The following is a 15,148-nucleotide window of genomic DNA, read 5'->3' as shown; positions in this document are numbered from 1 at the left end:
CTGTGACACGGTGAGCCGCACTTCGGCGCTGCCCGGCCGGTATTCGCTTTCGATGTCGAAGACGTCCGACGCGCGCTCGACGATGCCCTCGCTCAGCGCGAAGCCGAGGCCGAACGCGTCGAGGTCGATCGGCGTCGCCATCATGACCGTGTGCGAGATGCCGTTGAACACGAGTGCAACCGGGGTTTCGTCGACGACGCGATCGACGGTGTCGCGCGCGTCGCCGGCACGGTGGCGCGTCACCTGACACGCGGTGCTGCCGGTCGGATCGTCACGGCGAGTGCAGGACTCCATGCGGTTTTCTCCAGGCGGGGCGGCCGGCGGGCCGGCCGGGCTCGGCGCGCACGCCGAACGACGGGAATCGATGCCGCCGGGCGGGCGCCGAAGGGCGCACTACCGCCGCGGGCAGGCGTTGCATAAGATGTTAAGTGGAGTGAACAGTGCGCCGCAGACACAGCGCCGCCACGCGGAAAGCAGTACAGCTGAGCGTCCCGCCGGCGCCGAATATGTTTTCCGTGCACACATCTTCGGCGGCGCAAGCAGCACAGTTTCAGCGCACGTTCGAGTGATTGCGAGTATCGTTGCAAACGCGATATCGTCATTCACGCTTCGATGCCGTGCGAGCGATCGTTTGTGTTCGCATGTGTCGTCGCCAAGCCGTCGCGCGATTTCCTGCTTCGAGCGTACGTCCTCACAACCACGAGCAAATTACGGTCATGGAAATCTTCGATGCGTTCCATCTCGCCCGATTGCAATTCGCATTCACGGTGTCGTTCCACATCGTGTTCCCCGCGATCAGCATCGGCATGGCGAGCTTCCTGGCAGTGCTGGAATGGCGCTATCTCGTCACCGGCGACGCCGCCTACAAATCCATGTTTCAGTTCTGGTCGAAGATCTTCGCGATCGGCTTCGGGATGGGCGTGGTTTCCGGCGTCGTGATGGCGTACGAGTTCGGCACCAACTGGGCCGGATTCTCGCGCGTCGCGGGGAACATCACCGGCCCGCTGCTCACGTATGAAGTGCTGACGGCGTTCTTCCTCGAAGCCGGCTTTCTCGGCGTGATGCTGTTCGGCTGGCAGCGCGTCAGCCCGCGCGCGCACTTCTTCGCGACGCTGATGGTCGCGGTCGGCACGCTGATCTCGACGTTCTGGATTCTCGCGTCAAACAGCTTCATGCAGACGCCGCAAGGCTACAAGATCGAGAACGGCCTCGTCGTGCCGGTCGACTGGTTCAAGATCGTCTTCAACCCGTCGTTTCCGTACCGTCTCGTGCACATGACGATCGCGGCGTTCATCGTCGCGGGCTTCATCGTCGCCGCGTGCGGCGCGTGGCACCTGCTGAAGGGGCGCCGCGACGAGCCGGTGAAGCGCAGCTTCTCGATGGCGCTGTGGATGCTGCTGGTGCTCGCGCCGATCCAGATCGTCGTCGGCGACGCGCACGGGCTGAACACGCGCGAATACCAGCCGGCGAAGATCGCGGCGATCGAAGGGCTGTGGGAAACCGAGAAGGGCGGCACCGCGCTGAACCTCGTCGGGCTGCCCGACATGCAGGCCGAAACCACGCGCTATGCGATCCAGGTGCCGCACCTCGGCAGCCTGATCCTCACGCACAGCTGGGACGGCGAGATCCGCGGGCTGAAGGAATTCCCGCCGCAGGACCGCCCGTATTCGCCGATCATCTTCTGGACGTTCCGGATCATGGCCGGCCTCGGGATGCTGATGCTGCTCACCGCGCTGCTCGGGCTGCTGCTGAGAAAGGGCGGGCGCCTGTATGAAACGCGCTGGTTCCAGTGGTTCGTGGTGGCGATGGGGCCGTCGGGCATCGTCGCGCTGCTGGCCGGCTGGATCACGACCGAGGTCGGGCGGCAGCCGTGGACCGTGTACGGCGTGCTGCGCACCATCGACTCGGTCTCCCCGCTCACCGCCCAGCAGGTCGGCGTGTCGCTGCTGGTCTTCGTGGTCGTGTATTTCCTGGTATTCGGAACGGGTATCTACTACATGATGAAACTGATGAAGCGCGGGCCGGCGGCCCAGGCCGGCTACATCGAACTGCACCGGCATCCGGGGCTGCGCAAGAGCGCGCTGTCCACGCCGCTGAACGTCACCGAGGCGGAGTAACCATGCACATCGATCTTCCTGTCGTCTGGGCCGCGATCATCGGCCTCGGCGTATTCATCTACGTGATGCTGGACGGCTTCGATCTCGGCATCGGGCTGCTGTTTCCGTTCTTCGATGCGAAGGCCGAGCGCCAGGTGATGCTCGACACCGTCGCGCCGGTGTGGGACGGCAACGAGACGTTCCTCGTGCTCGGCGGCGCGGGCCTCTATGGCGCGTTCCCGGTCGTGTATTCGACGCTGCTGCCGGCCAACTACCTGCCGCTGGTGCTGATGCTGGTCGGGCTGATCTTCCGGGGCGCGGCGTTCGAGCTGCGTGCGAAAGCCACCCGCACGCAGCACATGTGGGATCTCGCGTTCATCGGCGGCTCGGCGCTGGCGGCGTTCTGCCAAGGGATCGTGCTCGGTTCGCTGCTGCAGGGCATCAAGATCGAGAACAACCAGTTCGCGGGCGGGCCGTTCGACTGGCTGTCGCCGTTCAGCATGATGTGCGGGATCGGCGTGCTCGTCACCTATGCGACGCTCGGCTGCGGCTGGCTGATCCTGAAGGTCGACGGCGAACTGCAGCGCAAGATGCGGTTGCTGATGAAGCCGCTCACGGGCGTGCTGCTCGCGGTGATGGGCGTGGTGAGCCTGTGGACCGTGATCGGGCTGCCGGCCGTCGCGCACCGCTGGTTCGGCAGCGGCAACCTCGGCTGGTTCCTGCCGGTGCCGATCCTCGTTGTCGCGTGCGTGTGGGGTATCTTCCACACGGTGAAGCGTGCGCACGAGGCCACGCCGTTCCTGCTGACGCTCGCGCTCGTGTTCCTCGGCTACACGGGGCTCGTGATCAGCATCTGGCCGAACATCGTGCCGCCGTCGCTGACGATCTGGGACGCGTCGTCGAGCCATTCGAGCCAGTTGTTCGCGCTGGTCGGCACCGTGATCGTGCTGCCGATCATCCTCGTGTACAACGCGATGCAGTACCGCGTGTTCCGCGGCAAGGTGCGCGAGGGCGATATCGGCTATCACTGAGCGGCAAGCGAGGTGACGGGGCGCGGCGGTCGCGTATCATCACGCGCAGCGCGGCGCCCGGCACGGCACCCGATAGAAAGCGGCCCGCCACGCGCGGGCCGTTGCACATCGGGTGAGCGCGCAACGGATTGCGTTGCGTATTCCTTTGGCAGTCGAGAAAACATCATGATCGTCAGACCACGACAGAACTGGCTCAGGATGCTGTTCGTATGGAACGGCTCCGTGCTGCAATCCATCATTCCGCAGCTCGTGTTCATGGCGATCGTCAGCACGCTGGCGGTCTTCACGAACGGGCGCATCTTCGGCGAGAAGATTCCGCTGAACACCGCGCCGTTCACGCTGTTCGGGCTCGCGCTCGCGATCTTCCTCGGGTTTCGCAACAACGCGAGCTTCGAGCGCTTCAAGGAGGCGCGGCATCTGTGGGGCAACCTGCTGATCGCCGCACGCGCCGTGACGTCGCAACTGCATCGCTACCTGCCCGACAGCGTGAGCGACGCCGAGCGCAACCGGCTCGCCGATCTGCTGATCGCGCTCGCGTATGCGCTGAAGCACCAACTGCGTCACACTGATCCCACCGACGACCTGGTGCGCATTCTCGGGGCGGAGCGCACGGCCGCGCTCGGGGGAAAATGCTACAAGCCGGTCGCGATCCTCGACGAACTGCGCGGCGGCATCGTTGGTGCGCTGGGGCGCGCGCCCGGCAGCGACGCGACCTGCTGGATGTTCGAGACGCAACTCGATGAACTCGGCAAGTCCGTCGGTGGTTGCGAGCGCATCCTGTCGACGCCGATTCCGTTTTCGTACAGCGTGCTGCTCCATCGCACCGTGTATGCGTATTGCGTGCTGCTGCCGTTCGGGCTCGTCGATTCGACGGAGTTCTTCACGCCGCTGATCTGCGTGTTCATTTCCTACACGCTTATCGCGCTCGAAGCGATCGCGAACGAAGTGGCCGAGCCGTTCGGCCTCGCGCCGAATGCGCTCGCGCTCGATGCGATCACGCGCACGATCGAGCGGTCGGTGCTCGAACTCGGCGATCGGCCGCTGCCGGAGGAGTTCGTGCCGGCGTCGACGTATCAGATCACGTAGGCGGCGTGGCCGGTAGTGTAGTCGCCCGTAAGGTTGATCGGCCGGACCGGGGAGAGGTGTGTAGACTCGGGCTCGTTCAACGGAGCCCACACCATGCAATTGCTTGATCACGTGTCGATCGGCGTGCCGGATATCGACCAGGCACGCCCTTTCTACGATGCCGTCATGGCTGCGCTGGGCGCAGCGAAGGTCTACGACCGGCCCACTGCGCTCGGTTACGGCGAACGTTGCCATGCGAACGACGTCACATCGACCTTTCTGGCGGTGTATCTGGATCCCGCCGAAGTCGGGACGAGCAAGCGGCACTGGTGTTTCAAGGCCGCATCGCGCGAGCAGGTGCATGCGTTTTTCGAGGCCGGCCTCGCGACGGGGGGCCAGTCCGACGGCGAGCCCGGATTGCGGCCGCAGTACCACGGCGCCTACTACGCGGCTTTTCTGATCGATCCGGCCGGCAACCGGGGCGAGGCCGTGTGTCATGCGGCGGGGGCGGAGCGCGGGCGGCCGTGACGGCGCGCCGCTCGATCGAACTACGTCAGCCCCATCGCGCCTTTCACCTCCGCGAGCGTCGCGCCTGCGACTTCTCGCGCATGCAGCGTGCCGCGTTCCGGATTGCCATGACTTCGGCCTTGTCGGTCTAGGCGAAATGATTCACATAATCATGTGATCAGAGAAAATCACCCGCTATTGGTTTTTCTGATATTGACATCCATTCGGGATATGCCGATGGACGGGCTATGGTAACGTTTTGCTTTCGTTTTCCGCGCTCGCCATTACGACATGCCTGCATACGTCAAACCAAGATGGTTAAGGGATCTGCTGCGTTTCCTCCCTTTGAAGAGCCAGTTCGTGCTATCGGGAAACGTGCGCGACTTGCAGGCCGGTGAGATTGCACCTGAAGTCGTGACGGCGCAGTCGCTGGTCAATACGTTGGGCGACAATCTCCGGGAAGCAGGCTACGCGCAGTTGATTGTCTGGAATCCGGTTTCAGGTTTTACGGTGCCGGAAAGCCGGTTGCCGCCGACGGAGCCTGCCGACGATACCTTGCGGCGCCTGGGCCTGACACCGGTCGACGGCGCAGCGCCCGGCGGCATCGATGCGCTGACTGCGTGCCTCGATCGCCTTGCCGCGCTGCCGGGCTTGCCGGTTGCGCTCGTCGTCGATTTCGCTTCCCGGCTCGCGATTCGCGCGGAAGCGCTGAATCCGGCCGAGCACGCACTTTTCACGCGGGCGCTGGTATTGGCGCATACGGCGGCACCGCGCCCGGCGGGAGAATTACGACGTCCGTTTTTCAATACCGTGATTTGGATCGTCGACAAGGAGGGCGATTTGCCCGACTGGTTGCTGGTCGACAATCCGCGTATTCGGCACATTCCCGTATCCAGACCCGATAGTGCCGCCCGTCGCGCATTGGCCGGCGCGCTGCTCCGTGGCGTATCCGGCGCTCCGGCCGCTACGCCGGACAGTCTTGCCCAGGCGGAAGCCGCATTCGTCGATGGTTCCGAGGGATTGCTGCTTGCGGACATGAATGCGATCGCCACGCTCGCTCGAGTCGAGCAGGTTCCCGTCGAGAAGATTGCTGATGCCGTGCGGCGCTACAAGGTTGGCGTCACCGAAGATCCATGGTTGCAGATTGATCGCGACAAAATTCGTCGGGCAGACACGTTTGTGCGGCAGCGGGTCAAGGGGCAGGTGCACGCGGTCACGCATATGCTCGACCTCGTCAAGCGCGCCATGACCGGCGTGGGGTCCGGCCGCAAGGGAAACCGGCCGCGCGGCGTTGCATTCCTCGCCGGCCCGACCGGGGTCGGGAAAACCGAACTCGCCAAGACCATCACGAGTTTGCTGTTCGGCGACGAAAGCGCCTACATTCGTTTCGACATGTCGGAATTCAGCGCCGAGCATGCCGACCAGCGACTGATCGGCGCGCCGCCGGGCTATGTTGGCTACGATGTCGGCGGCGAATTGACGAATGCGATTCGCGAACGTCCGTTCAGTGTCGTGCTCTTCGATGAAATCGAAAAGGCGCATCCGCGCATCCTCGACAAGTTCCTGCAGATCCTCGACGACGGCGTATTGACATCGGGGCGTGGCGATCGCGTCTATTTTTCCGAGGCGCTGATTGTTTTTACGTCGAACCTCGGCATCTACCGTCAGGACGAATCGGGTCTGCGTGTGACGAACGTCCAGCCGGGCGACGATTTTGCGGCGATTCAGAGCAAAGTACTCGGGGAAATCCAGCGGCATTTCAAGCTGGTCCTGAACCGTCCCGAGATTCTCAACCGCATCGGCGAGAACATCATCGTCTTCGACTTCATCCGCGAGGATGTCGCGACGGATATCTTCGATCAGATGGTCGGTGCCGTGCTCGGCGATATCGCGTCTCAGGGAATTGCCATCGATCTGGATGCGCGATCCAGGGAAGCACTTCGGGCAAGATGCCTCGCCGATCTATCCAACGGTGGCCGCGGCATTCGCAATCAGATCGAGGCACATCTGCTTAATCCGCTGGCACGCGGTTTGTTCGATCAGGATGCGAATCCCGGCGATCGGTTTGTCATCTCGGGCATTGACGCAGGCGCGTTGCAATTGCAGAAGCAATAGTCCATGGACATCCGTATTTCGCGCCTTCATTTTCCCGTTACGACACTCGGACCGGGGCAGCGGATCGGAATCTGGTTTCAGGGTTGCTCGATTCGATGCCCCGGGTGTATTTCGATGGATACCTGGGCGAGCGCCGGCGGGGAAACGACCGTCGATGCCGTATTGGCGCAAGTCCGAAACTGGTTGTCCGGCGCCACCGGCATCACGATTTCGGGCGGCGAACCGTTCGATCAGCCTGACGCGCTGATTCACCTTCTGCAGGGTCTGCGGAAATTATCGGCTTGCGACATTCTCGTCTACAGCGGCCACCCGATCGAGTCGCTGGCCGATACCCTGACACGCGCCGACGGTCTGATCGACGTACTGATCTCCGATGCATTTGACATCGATGCGCCACAGACACGCCCGTTGCGTGGTAGTGACAATCAGCGGTTACATTGCCTGACCGCACTCGGCCGTGCCGGTTTTTCGCATTATGAATCCATGTCGAAGAAGCCGGGTAAAGCACTCGACGTGATGTTCGATGAAGACGGTAGTGTCTGGTTTGCGGGGATACCGGACCGTGACGATTTTCAACGCTTGAGAGACCTATTGATCGATCAGGGCCATCAAGTCCGGATCAGCGCCGACAAGGCGAAAAACAAATAAGACAGGAAATGTCAGCCATGATGCGTTTTTGTCCGAATTGCCAGACCGAGCGGTCGGTCGACGAGTGGTTTTGTGCCGGTACGATCGGCTCCGCTTCCTGCAACTGGGATTTGTCGGGTGTACCGATCCGGGCCACCGGCTGGCGCCCGCAGGATGTGGTCACGGCCGAGGCCGTCAGCCAGCAGGCGGCTGCGCTCGCGTCCGGCGCCGCGGCGCGGATCTCGTTCTCGTGCGTGAACGGCCATCCGATGAACGATGGCGACCTGATGTGCCTTGAATGTGGCGCGGATCCAGCCTTGCACGCGGACGGCGGGGCGCTTGAGACCGCGCGGGACACGACGGGCCCCGCGACCGAGGACGAGACGCCGAGCGAAGAAACACGGATCGACGGCTGGCGATTGTTGCACCAGATTTCCAGTACGGACGGCGTGCGCGAACGTTACGTGGCCCAGCAGGACGAAACGGGTCGACAGGCGGTTCTGACGCTTTACCGGCCGGGGGCCGAGCCGGACCCGGCCGTCTACGACGTCATTCGCCGGTTGCCGCGCGAGCATGTTCCGGAAATCATTGCGACCGGACGCTGGGATCAACGTGCGTATGAAGTTGCCGAAGAACTGAGCGGCGGGACCCTGGCGGACCTGGGCATCGCGGTACGGGACATCGCGACGATCCGCCATGTGGTCGACGAACTCGGTCGGATTCTGCACGCGTTTTCGGAAGTCGGTCTGCGGCATCGCGATCTGCGACCCGGGACGCTGCTTGTGCGTAGCCGTGAACCACTGGACCTGGTCATTAGCGGCTTCGGTTCGGCGCGCTTGTCCGAATTCGATCTCGACATCGTCTCCCCACTCGAAACGACGCGATACATGGCACCCGAGGCCATCGCAGGCGGTGTTGCTGCGGCGTCCGACTGGTGGAGCCTCGGCATGATCCTGCTGGAACAGCTCACTGACGGTCGCTGCTTCGAGGGCATCAACCCACGTGCCTTTCTGATTCACGTGCTTGCCAATGGTGTCGCGCTGCCGGACGACCTCGAGCCGTCACTTCATCTGCTGTTGCGCGGTTTGCTGGCGCGTGATCGGCATCAACGCTGGCAGTGGCCCCAGGTCAAAGCCTGGCTGGACGGCAAGCCGGTGGATGCACCGTCGGCGATGACGGTCGATTCCGATGGCGGTGAAGGGGCGAGCATCGCGTTGGCGGGGCGGCAATATCGCAGGCCGGCTGTCTTCGCACTGGCCGCGGCGGAACGCGAGAATTGGGATGCGGCGCGTGATCATCTGAATCGCGGCGTCATCATGACCTGGGCCGAACAGGCAGGGGTCGGCGCCAAGACGCAGTCGGGCCTGCGGCAGGTGGTCCAACTCGACGGTGTCGATGACGATTGCCGCTTGATGATCGCGCTCAAGCTGTTGAATCCCGAAATGCCGCTTATTCTGCGTGGCGATATCGTCACGCCCGGCTGGCTGTTGCAAAACCCGTTGGAGGGTTACGACCTGATCACGGGGCCGGTACCCGCGTTCCTGGAGCGGATGGGTACGGAAAGCTGGCTGTCGCGCTTGCGTTCGCGAGCCGACGAAGTGCGGCACCGGGCAGGCCAGCTTGGCATCGAGCTCAACGAGGACATGGTGCGTATCGCGCTGCTTTCCACGTCGCGCGCCCAGTTGGCGGCGCAGTGGGAAGAGCGGCGTTTGTTGCTGCCCGACTCGAGTCACCCCGGTTTGCTGTCGCTGACGGAGCGCCGCGTCCATAGCGAGGAAGATCTCATCGTCCTGTTGAGCGCGGCGATTTCCCAGTTCCGGTCGGTTGACGAGATTCTCGAGCAGGCGGCAGCCCTCGCGGAACGGGAACACATTCTGATATTTGATCGCCAGGCAGCCCGAGCCGCGCTGGCGCTGCCTCGCGCCGAGTTGTTCCGGGCCGTCGATGACCGGATCGCCGGATTCGCGCGTACCGGCAATCAGACGGTCGACGACTGGGCGGAGCAGTTCCGGCTGGAACGTCGCCTGCCGCTGCACGAGGTGGTCGTGCTGCTGTCCGTACCCGCCGAACAGTGGCTGGAGCCGCAGAAGCAGCAATACGTGTCACAGATTCTCGATTTCTTCGAGAAAAAAGTCGCCACCACCGTGCTGCGTGGCCCGCTGGTCCGGATGACCATCGGGAAGACGACGGGGAGAGTCGATCTTCATGAACTGAACGGTGAGCGGTTCGCCAGCACTGCGCTGCTTGATCATCTACTCCAGCGCAACGTGCAGACGGTATCCGTGGACCCCGACGTGTTTGGCGCCGGCGGAACGCTCGAGGGCCGGTTGCACACGCTGTACCGGCAGACCTCGCTGTACAAGCGGGACACCGGCATCGACGGTCTCTATCTGGGTTTCCCGTTCCTGCTTTACAAGGATCATCGCAGTACAACGCGCCCTCGCATCGCCCCCGTCCTGTTGTGGCCGGTCAAGCTGTTGATGGAGCTGGGCACGCGAGGGCAGGTTGCAATGGCCTTTGACGGCGAGCGTGAAGAGGTTCGCCTGAATCCGGCGCTCGAGGGCCTGCTCGGGCGCGATGCCGTGAAGGCATGGCGCGTCGCGGCCGACGAGGTGCTCGGGCGCTCTGCGCTCAAGGCGGGCGACGTCGTCGATGCGTTCGGCTTGTTGGCCGACGTGGAAAGTCGAAAGCTGGGCTCGTTGCCGCCGCCGACCCTCGACGTGCCAGTCGGCGCGACGCGCATCGCCTGTGCCGGCGTGCTGTTTCACGTCGATTTCGCTGGTCAGGCCATCGGTGAGGATCTGCGTCAACTGAAGCAGTTTTCGCCTTCCGGTACGGCGCTCGAGTCGATGCTCAGGCTCAAGGACAAGTCGGCGTACGACGTGTCGGATGCAACCCCGGCCGAACTCGACCGATTCCTGACCGTGGCGAGCGATCCCTCCCAGGAAACGGCAATTCTGCAGGCGCGTCGCGCACCCGGGTTGCTGGTTGAAGGGCCGCCCGGTACCGGCAAGAGCCAGACGATCGTCAACATGGTCGCCGACGCGATCGGACGGGGCCGGAGCCTGCTGATCGTTTGCCAGAAGCATGCCGCGCTGGAAGTCGTGCGCAAGCGTCTCGCCGCGGAAGGGCTGGGCGATCGTATCGTGATGGTCAACGACGTCAACAAGGATCGAGAGCCGACGATCCGGGCAGTTCGCGAGCAACTGGACGCGATTTTTCGCGGCACCGTGTCCGATCGCGGCTCGATACGGCAGCGTGAGCGCATGGCCGCACGCATCGAAGCGCTCGAGGGCGAACTGGATCGTCATCACGCGGCGCTTCATCGCGTAGACGAGCCGACCGGCCTCAGCTATCGGGCACTGCTCGGTGAATTGATGCGACTCGAGGCGGGCACTCCGCCCGTCAACATGCCGCGGTTGCGCACAAGGCTTGGCACACTGGATATTGCTGCGCTGACGACGCTGGAGGAGCACTGCGCACCGCTGGCACGCTACTGGCTGCCGTCCAGGTTCGAAGGCAGCGCACTGGCGCAATTGAAGTCATTCGCGACCGACGCCGCCACGATCGAAGCATTCAATACGGCCTTTGCGGATTTCCGTGACGCGGAGCGCGTGCGGATCGAGACGCTTGCCGCGCATCCCGCTCGATTCGACGTCGACGACCCCGCTCCGTATCGGGCCTGGCTCGATGCGAACGCCAGTCGTCTTGTTGCGCTGGATGAGACGCAACGCAAACGGCTTGCGCAGTGGCTGCCGTTGTTCAGGCCGGCCGATCATGCGGACGCGGAAGGTCATCGGTACTACCGGGCGCTGGGCGACCTGCATCGCGATCTGTTGGCGGTTGGGACCGGTGACTTCGATATCGTCCTGTCGGACGCGGTCGCGCGCTTGCCCGATCTGGCGCTCGACAAACTCGCGACCCAAGCGGCTTTGGCGACTCGCGCCCCGTCTCTGTTGAGCCGACTGAATCCCGTTACTTATTGGCGGCGCGCTCGCTTGATGAAGTTCGTCGCCGGTTGCGGCGTGCCAGCGACCGACGAGACGCTGCGCAAACTGCTGGGCGCGGCTCGGCTCGAAAAGGTTTGGCGGCCACTGCGTGACACGCTGAACACGATCTCCAGGGCATTGCATCTCGAGGCGGTCGAACCCACCTGCGGACCTGCATTCGTCGAGATCTGTCATACGCGATTGCGTCAGCTCGAGGAAATTCGCGAGCTCGCGCAGCATCTTGGAATCGCGCCCCGCGGTGACGAATTCGACTCGGCCGTGATGACCGGAGACCGTGCACCGGTCGAGCAGTTGCTCGATGGTTTCGAGGCGGCATTCGTACGCCACAATGCGCGTTCGCATAGTGTTCAGGCATTGAAGCCGCTAGAAGAATGGTTTTCGGCCGAACTGATGGCTGCGTGCCGGCAGGCCATTGCCGACAACGTCAGTTATCAGGCGCCGTTGAACCGAATCGGCGATGCCTTGCCGACATTGACGGCCTATCAGCAGTTCCGGACCCGGGCACGACATGTCACCGCCGAAGCTCTCGACGTGTTTGCGATCATGCGCGATTACGAGGACGCTTTGACGCGTGTGGCGCCCGAATTCCTCGACGAAACGGTGCGACGCTCGATCAACCGCGAGGCACGGCTCGGATGGAAGCGCCGTATGGAGCACGACAACCCGGAGTTGCTGCTCGATCAGAGCGAAACAGCGGCAAAAATCGAGGCACTCGCGGCTGCCGACGAGGAAATGCGTCGCCTGAATCGAGAACTGCTGCGCAATGGAATCGACCGGGACAAACTGGGTTCCGTGCGCGACTGGGAAGACGTAACGCGCCTGACCGGTCGACGCTCGCGGCGCCTGCGCGAATTCATCGAACTCGGGACAGGGCTGGGGCTGATGGCGCTGCGACCGATTTGGTTGATGAATCCCGATGTTGCGAGCCGCGTGCTGCCGCTGAAATCGGGGCTATTCGATTCCGTCGTCTATGACGAGGCATCTCAGATGCCGGTCGAGTTCGCTATTCCGACACTGTTCCGTGGCAATGTGTCGATTGTGAGCGGGGACGAGAAGCAGATGCCGCCGACGGCGTTTTTTTCGAGCCGGGCCGATAGCGACGAGACGGAAATTTTCGATGGCGAATTGCCCGACGAAGCGGCGACGGACGACGAGCGCGAGCGTTTCGAAGACACCTGGAACCGGCGCGAGATCAAGGATTGCCCCGACTTGCTGCAACTGGCGCGCAGCGCGCTTCCTGTCTCCACGCTGCAAATTCACTATCGTTCGGCATATCGCGAGTTGATTGGTTATTCGAACGCCGCATTCTATGAGAACAATCTCAGTGTGCCGGTTCGCCATCCGGATGCGACGGTGCGCCAGGCCAAGCCGCTCGAACTCATCCAGGTGAATGGACTTTACGAGCAGCAGACCAACAGCGACGAGGCGGACCGCGTGGTCGCCTATCTGGCGCAACTGTGGCAACAGCCGTACGCGCAGCGTCCGTCCGTGGGGGTGGTCACGTTCAACCGCAAGCAGGCCGACCTGATCCAGGAGCGACTGGAACAACGAGCGGAGGACGATGAAGTATTTCGCGAGTGCTATCGCGAGGAGCTGGAGCGGACCGATCGCGGTGAGGACATGGCGGTATTCGTCAAGAACGTCGAGAACGTTCAGGGCGACGAGCGCGACATCATCGTCTTTTCCACGACTTTCGGACGAAATGGTCAGGGAACCTTTCGACGCCTGTTTGGCGTGCTCGGCCAGAGCGGTGGCGAGCGGCGCCTGAATGTGGCCGTCACGCGTGCTCGTCACAAAGTCGTGCTCATCACGTCGATGCCGATCCGCGAGATCTCCGACATGCTCAACACGCAACGCAAGCCGGCGATCCCGCGCGACTATCTGCAAGGCTATATGGAATATGCACGCGCGATGTCAAACGGCGAACTGTCCGCGGGCCGCGCATTGCTCGGGCGAATGAGCAGCGAACGGGCGCATGCGAAGCTGGGGCAGGCGGGTGCCGTCGACGGATTCGCCGAGGATGTTCTTGCGTATCTTCACGGGCTCGGGCTATCGCCTGTCCCTGCGCAGGAGGGCGACGCCTTCGGGCTCGATTTTGCGATCGCCGACCCGCGAACCGGCCTGTATTCGATCGGCATCGAGTGCGATGCCCCCCGCCATCCCTTGCTCGAGCACGCGCGGGCCCGGGAAATCTGGCGTCCGTCAGTGCTGGGACGAGCCATTCCGAAACTGCACCGCGTTTCGTCGCAGGCGTGGTACCACGAGCCGGAGGCGGAGAAGGCGCGCTTGAAAGCCGCAGTGGAGCTTGCGCTCAGCCAGGAGGTGGCAGCATGAGCGGGCCGAAGGTCGTCCGGATCGTAACGCGCGAGGAGATCATCGCGATCTGCGAAGGACATTTGCGGCGTCTCGACCAGGCCATTGCCATATGGGTTGCCGAGGGCACGTATATCGGCATGCTGTCGGACGAAGAGATCGCGGCCACCCGGGCACGCCGCGCTGCGCTGGCCGCCTTGATCGCGGCCGACGCGTTCATGGATTTACAGAAGAAGGTGCCTGACGAGATTGCTTTCCTGAAGGCGGATCTCGCACGACGTCAACTGGAGGCGGTGGATCGTGCCGAACAGGCAGCGAAGCGACGCCGGCAGGGCCGGCACGGCGCGACAACGTTGCTCGGCGCGCTCGAAGCAAAAGGCATCGAGGTTCCGGTCGAGCTTCGTCGTCAACTTGATCGGTTGAGTTCGGGCGACGTTGTCGAGCATGCCGATGCGCTGCTGGCGCAAGGGTATGCGCTGCTGACACCGGATGTGGAGCGTACGCTCAACGACGCGCAACGGGCGCTGGCGACTCGCCTGATGCCGGCCGAAACGCCTGCCGCCTTTCAGGCGTGGAAAGCAGCGCAGTCGATTGCGTCTCGTGATCCGGTGCTGGACCGTCTCGATCGGCAGATTGGGGAAGCGCGCGTGTTCCTGGGAGCGCAGGAAGTCGCCGGTTTTTCGTCGCGGCTCGACGGGCTTGATGATGAGACGAACGAAGCGCGGCGGAATCTGTTACTCGACAGCCTGATCCTCGATCTGGCGAATGCGATCGAGACCGCTCGCGCACGTCGGGCGGCCATCACGGTGCTGGAGGAGTTGACGGCCGAGATGGGTGCATACGACACGGCGGCGACCGTGGCGTTCGCCGAACGCGCTCGACAGTGCGATACCACGACGTTGCCGGATATCGTGGCTGAATTGACCCGGGCCGGCCAGGACTTGATCGCGCAGCTGCGGCAGGAACAAGCAGCCGTGGCTCGGCGCAACGCGATCCTGAGCGGCCTGGCGCGATTAGGCTATGACGTGCATGAGGGCATGACGACCGCGTGGGCGAAGGACGGCCGCGTCGTCGTCAAGAAGCCGTCCCTGCCGGGGTATGGTGTCGAAGTCGGCGGTCAGGCCCAAGCCGGTCGTCTGCAGGTTCGGGCGGTGTCCCTCGTCGCGAATCGCGACGTTGCTCGCGACAAGGACGTCGAGACGCTTTGGTGTGGCGACTTCGCTCGACTACAAGCGTTACTCGCGCAACATGGCGACGATCTGCTGATCGAACGTGCGATGGGTGTCGGCGAGGTGCCGCTCAAGGTCGTTGCCGAGACAGGCGACATGTCGAGCACGGAAGCGGGCAAGCGGACGATGGGGTGAGCCGTTGCGGGGAACGGCAC

The 15,148-nt window shown here is 63.4% G+C and carries 9 protein-coding genes and 1 pseudogene; 8 read left to right on the top strand and 2 right to left on the bottom strand.

Features of this window, described 5'->3' with window-relative positions; translation table 11 throughout:
* On the bottom strand, positions 1 to 294 hold a 294-nt coding region (locus AP428_RS33860; RefSeq protein WP_197285629.1), incomplete at its 3' end, for a formate dehydrogenase accessory sulfurtransferase FdhD.
* 422 nt (positions 295 to 716) lie between these two features.
* Here AP428_RS33860 and AP428_RS33855 point away from each other — a divergent pair.
* The 4 genes from AP428_RS33855 (at position 717) to AP428_RS33840 (ending at position 4,720) form a co-directional block, all read left to right on the top strand.
* On the top strand, positions 717 to 2,117 hold the full coding sequence (locus AP428_RS33855; RefSeq protein ID WP_027807757.1) for a cytochrome ubiquinol oxidase subunit I: 1,401 nt from the start codon (positions 717 to 719) through the stop codon (positions 2,115 to 2,117).
* Between the two features lie 2 nt (positions 2,118 to 2,119).
* Complete coding sequence (gene cydB / locus AP428_RS33850; protein WP_011545622.1) at positions 2,120 to 3,127, top strand: cytochrome d ubiquinol oxidase subunit II; 1,008 nt, start codon at positions 2,120 to 2,122, stop codon at positions 3,125 to 3,127.
* A gap of 165 nt (positions 3,128 to 3,292) precedes the next feature.
* On the top strand, positions 3,293 to 4,213 hold the full coding sequence (locus tag AP428_RS33845) for a bestrophin family protein (RefSeq protein WP_011545621.1): 921 nt from the start codon (positions 3,293 to 3,295) through the stop codon (positions 4,211 to 4,213).
* A gap of 93 nt (positions 4,214 to 4,306) precedes the next feature.
* Positions 4,307 to 4,720, top strand: coding sequence for a VOC family protein (locus AP428_RS33840; protein WP_054928682.1), 414 nt, complete (start codon positions 4,307 to 4,309; stop codon positions 4,718 to 4,720).
* Between the two features lie 20 nt (positions 4,721 to 4,740).
* On the opposite strand, the pseudogene AP428_RS37835 reads toward AP428_RS33840, so the two are convergent.
* A pseudogene (locus AP428_RS37835) lies at positions 4,741 to 4,844 on the bottom strand (tryptophan--tRNA ligase); the annotation flags it as partial.
* A 146-nt stretch (positions 4,845 to 4,990) separates the two neighbouring features.
* Here AP428_RS37835 and AP428_RS33835 point away from each other — a divergent pair.
* From AP428_RS33835 to AP428_RS33820, 4 genes are read left to right on the top strand one after another with little or no spacing between them, the layout of a single operon-like run.
* Positions 4,991 to 6,814 (top strand): AAA family ATPase, encoded by a 1,824-nt coding sequence (locus tag AP428_RS33835; protein WP_011545619.1) that lies wholly within the window; start codon positions 4,991 to 4,993, stop codon positions 6,812 to 6,814.
* Between the two features lie 3 nt (positions 6,815 to 6,817).
* On the top strand, positions 6,818 to 7,462 hold the full coding sequence (locus AP428_RS33830) for a 4Fe-4S single cluster domain-containing protein (protein ID WP_011694991.1): 645 nt from the start codon (positions 6,818 to 6,820) through the stop codon (positions 7,460 to 7,462).
* A gap of 17 nt (positions 7,463 to 7,479) precedes the next feature.
* Entirely contained in the window at positions 7,480 to 13,785 is a 6,306-nt protein-coding gene (locus tag AP428_RS33825; RefSeq protein WP_011545617.1) for an AAA domain-containing protein, read from the top strand.
* Positions 13,782 to 15,128, top strand: a complete 1,347-nt coding sequence (locus tag AP428_RS33820; RefSeq protein WP_011545616.1) for a hypothetical protein — start codon at positions 13,782 to 13,784, stop codon at positions 15,126 to 15,128. Before AP428_RS33825 ends, AP428_RS33820 begins: the two co-directional genes overlap by 4 nt.
* Positions 15,129 to 15,148 lie beyond the last annotated feature (20 nt).

The organism is Burkholderia sp. E168m22 (assembly GCF_001319805.1).
GTDB classification, from domain to species: Bacteria; Pseudomonadota; Gammaproteobacteria; order Burkholderiales; family Burkholderiaceae; genus Burkholderia; species Burkholderia orbicola.
This window is presented reverse-complemented; position numbering and strand designations above follow the sequence as displayed.

Bases quoted from the DNA above. Each gene is read 5' to 3' on its own strand.
- AP428_RS33840 (WP_054928682.1), top strand. From the start codon at position 4,307: ATGCAATTGCTTGATCACGTGTCGATCGGCGTGCCGGATATCGACCAG.
- AP428_RS33845 (WP_011545621.1), top strand. From the start codon at position 3,293: ATGATCGTCAGACCACGACAGAACTGGCTCAGGATGCTGTTCGTATGG.
- AP428_RS33855 (WP_027807757.1), top strand. From the start codon at position 717: ATGGAAATCTTCGATGCGTTCCATCTCGCCCGATTGCAATTCGCATTC.
- cydB (WP_011545622.1), top strand. From the start codon at position 2,120: ATGCACATCGATCTTCCTGTCGTCTGGGCCGCGATCATCGGCCTCGGC.
- AP428_RS33820 (WP_011545616.1), top strand. From the start codon at position 13,782: ATGAGCGGGCCGAAGGTCGTCCGGATCGTAACGCGCGAGGAGATCATC.
- AP428_RS33825 (WP_011545617.1), top strand. From the start codon at position 7,480: ATGATGCGTTTTTGTCCGAATTGCCAGACCGAGCGGTCGGTCGACGAG.
- AP428_RS33830 (WP_011694991.1), top strand. From the start codon at position 6,818: ATGGACATCCGTATTTCGCGCCTTCATTTTCCCGTTACGACACTCGGA.
- AP428_RS33835 (WP_011545619.1), top strand. From the start codon at position 4,991: ATGCCTGCATACGTCAAACCAAGATGGTTAAGGGATCTGCTGCGTTTC.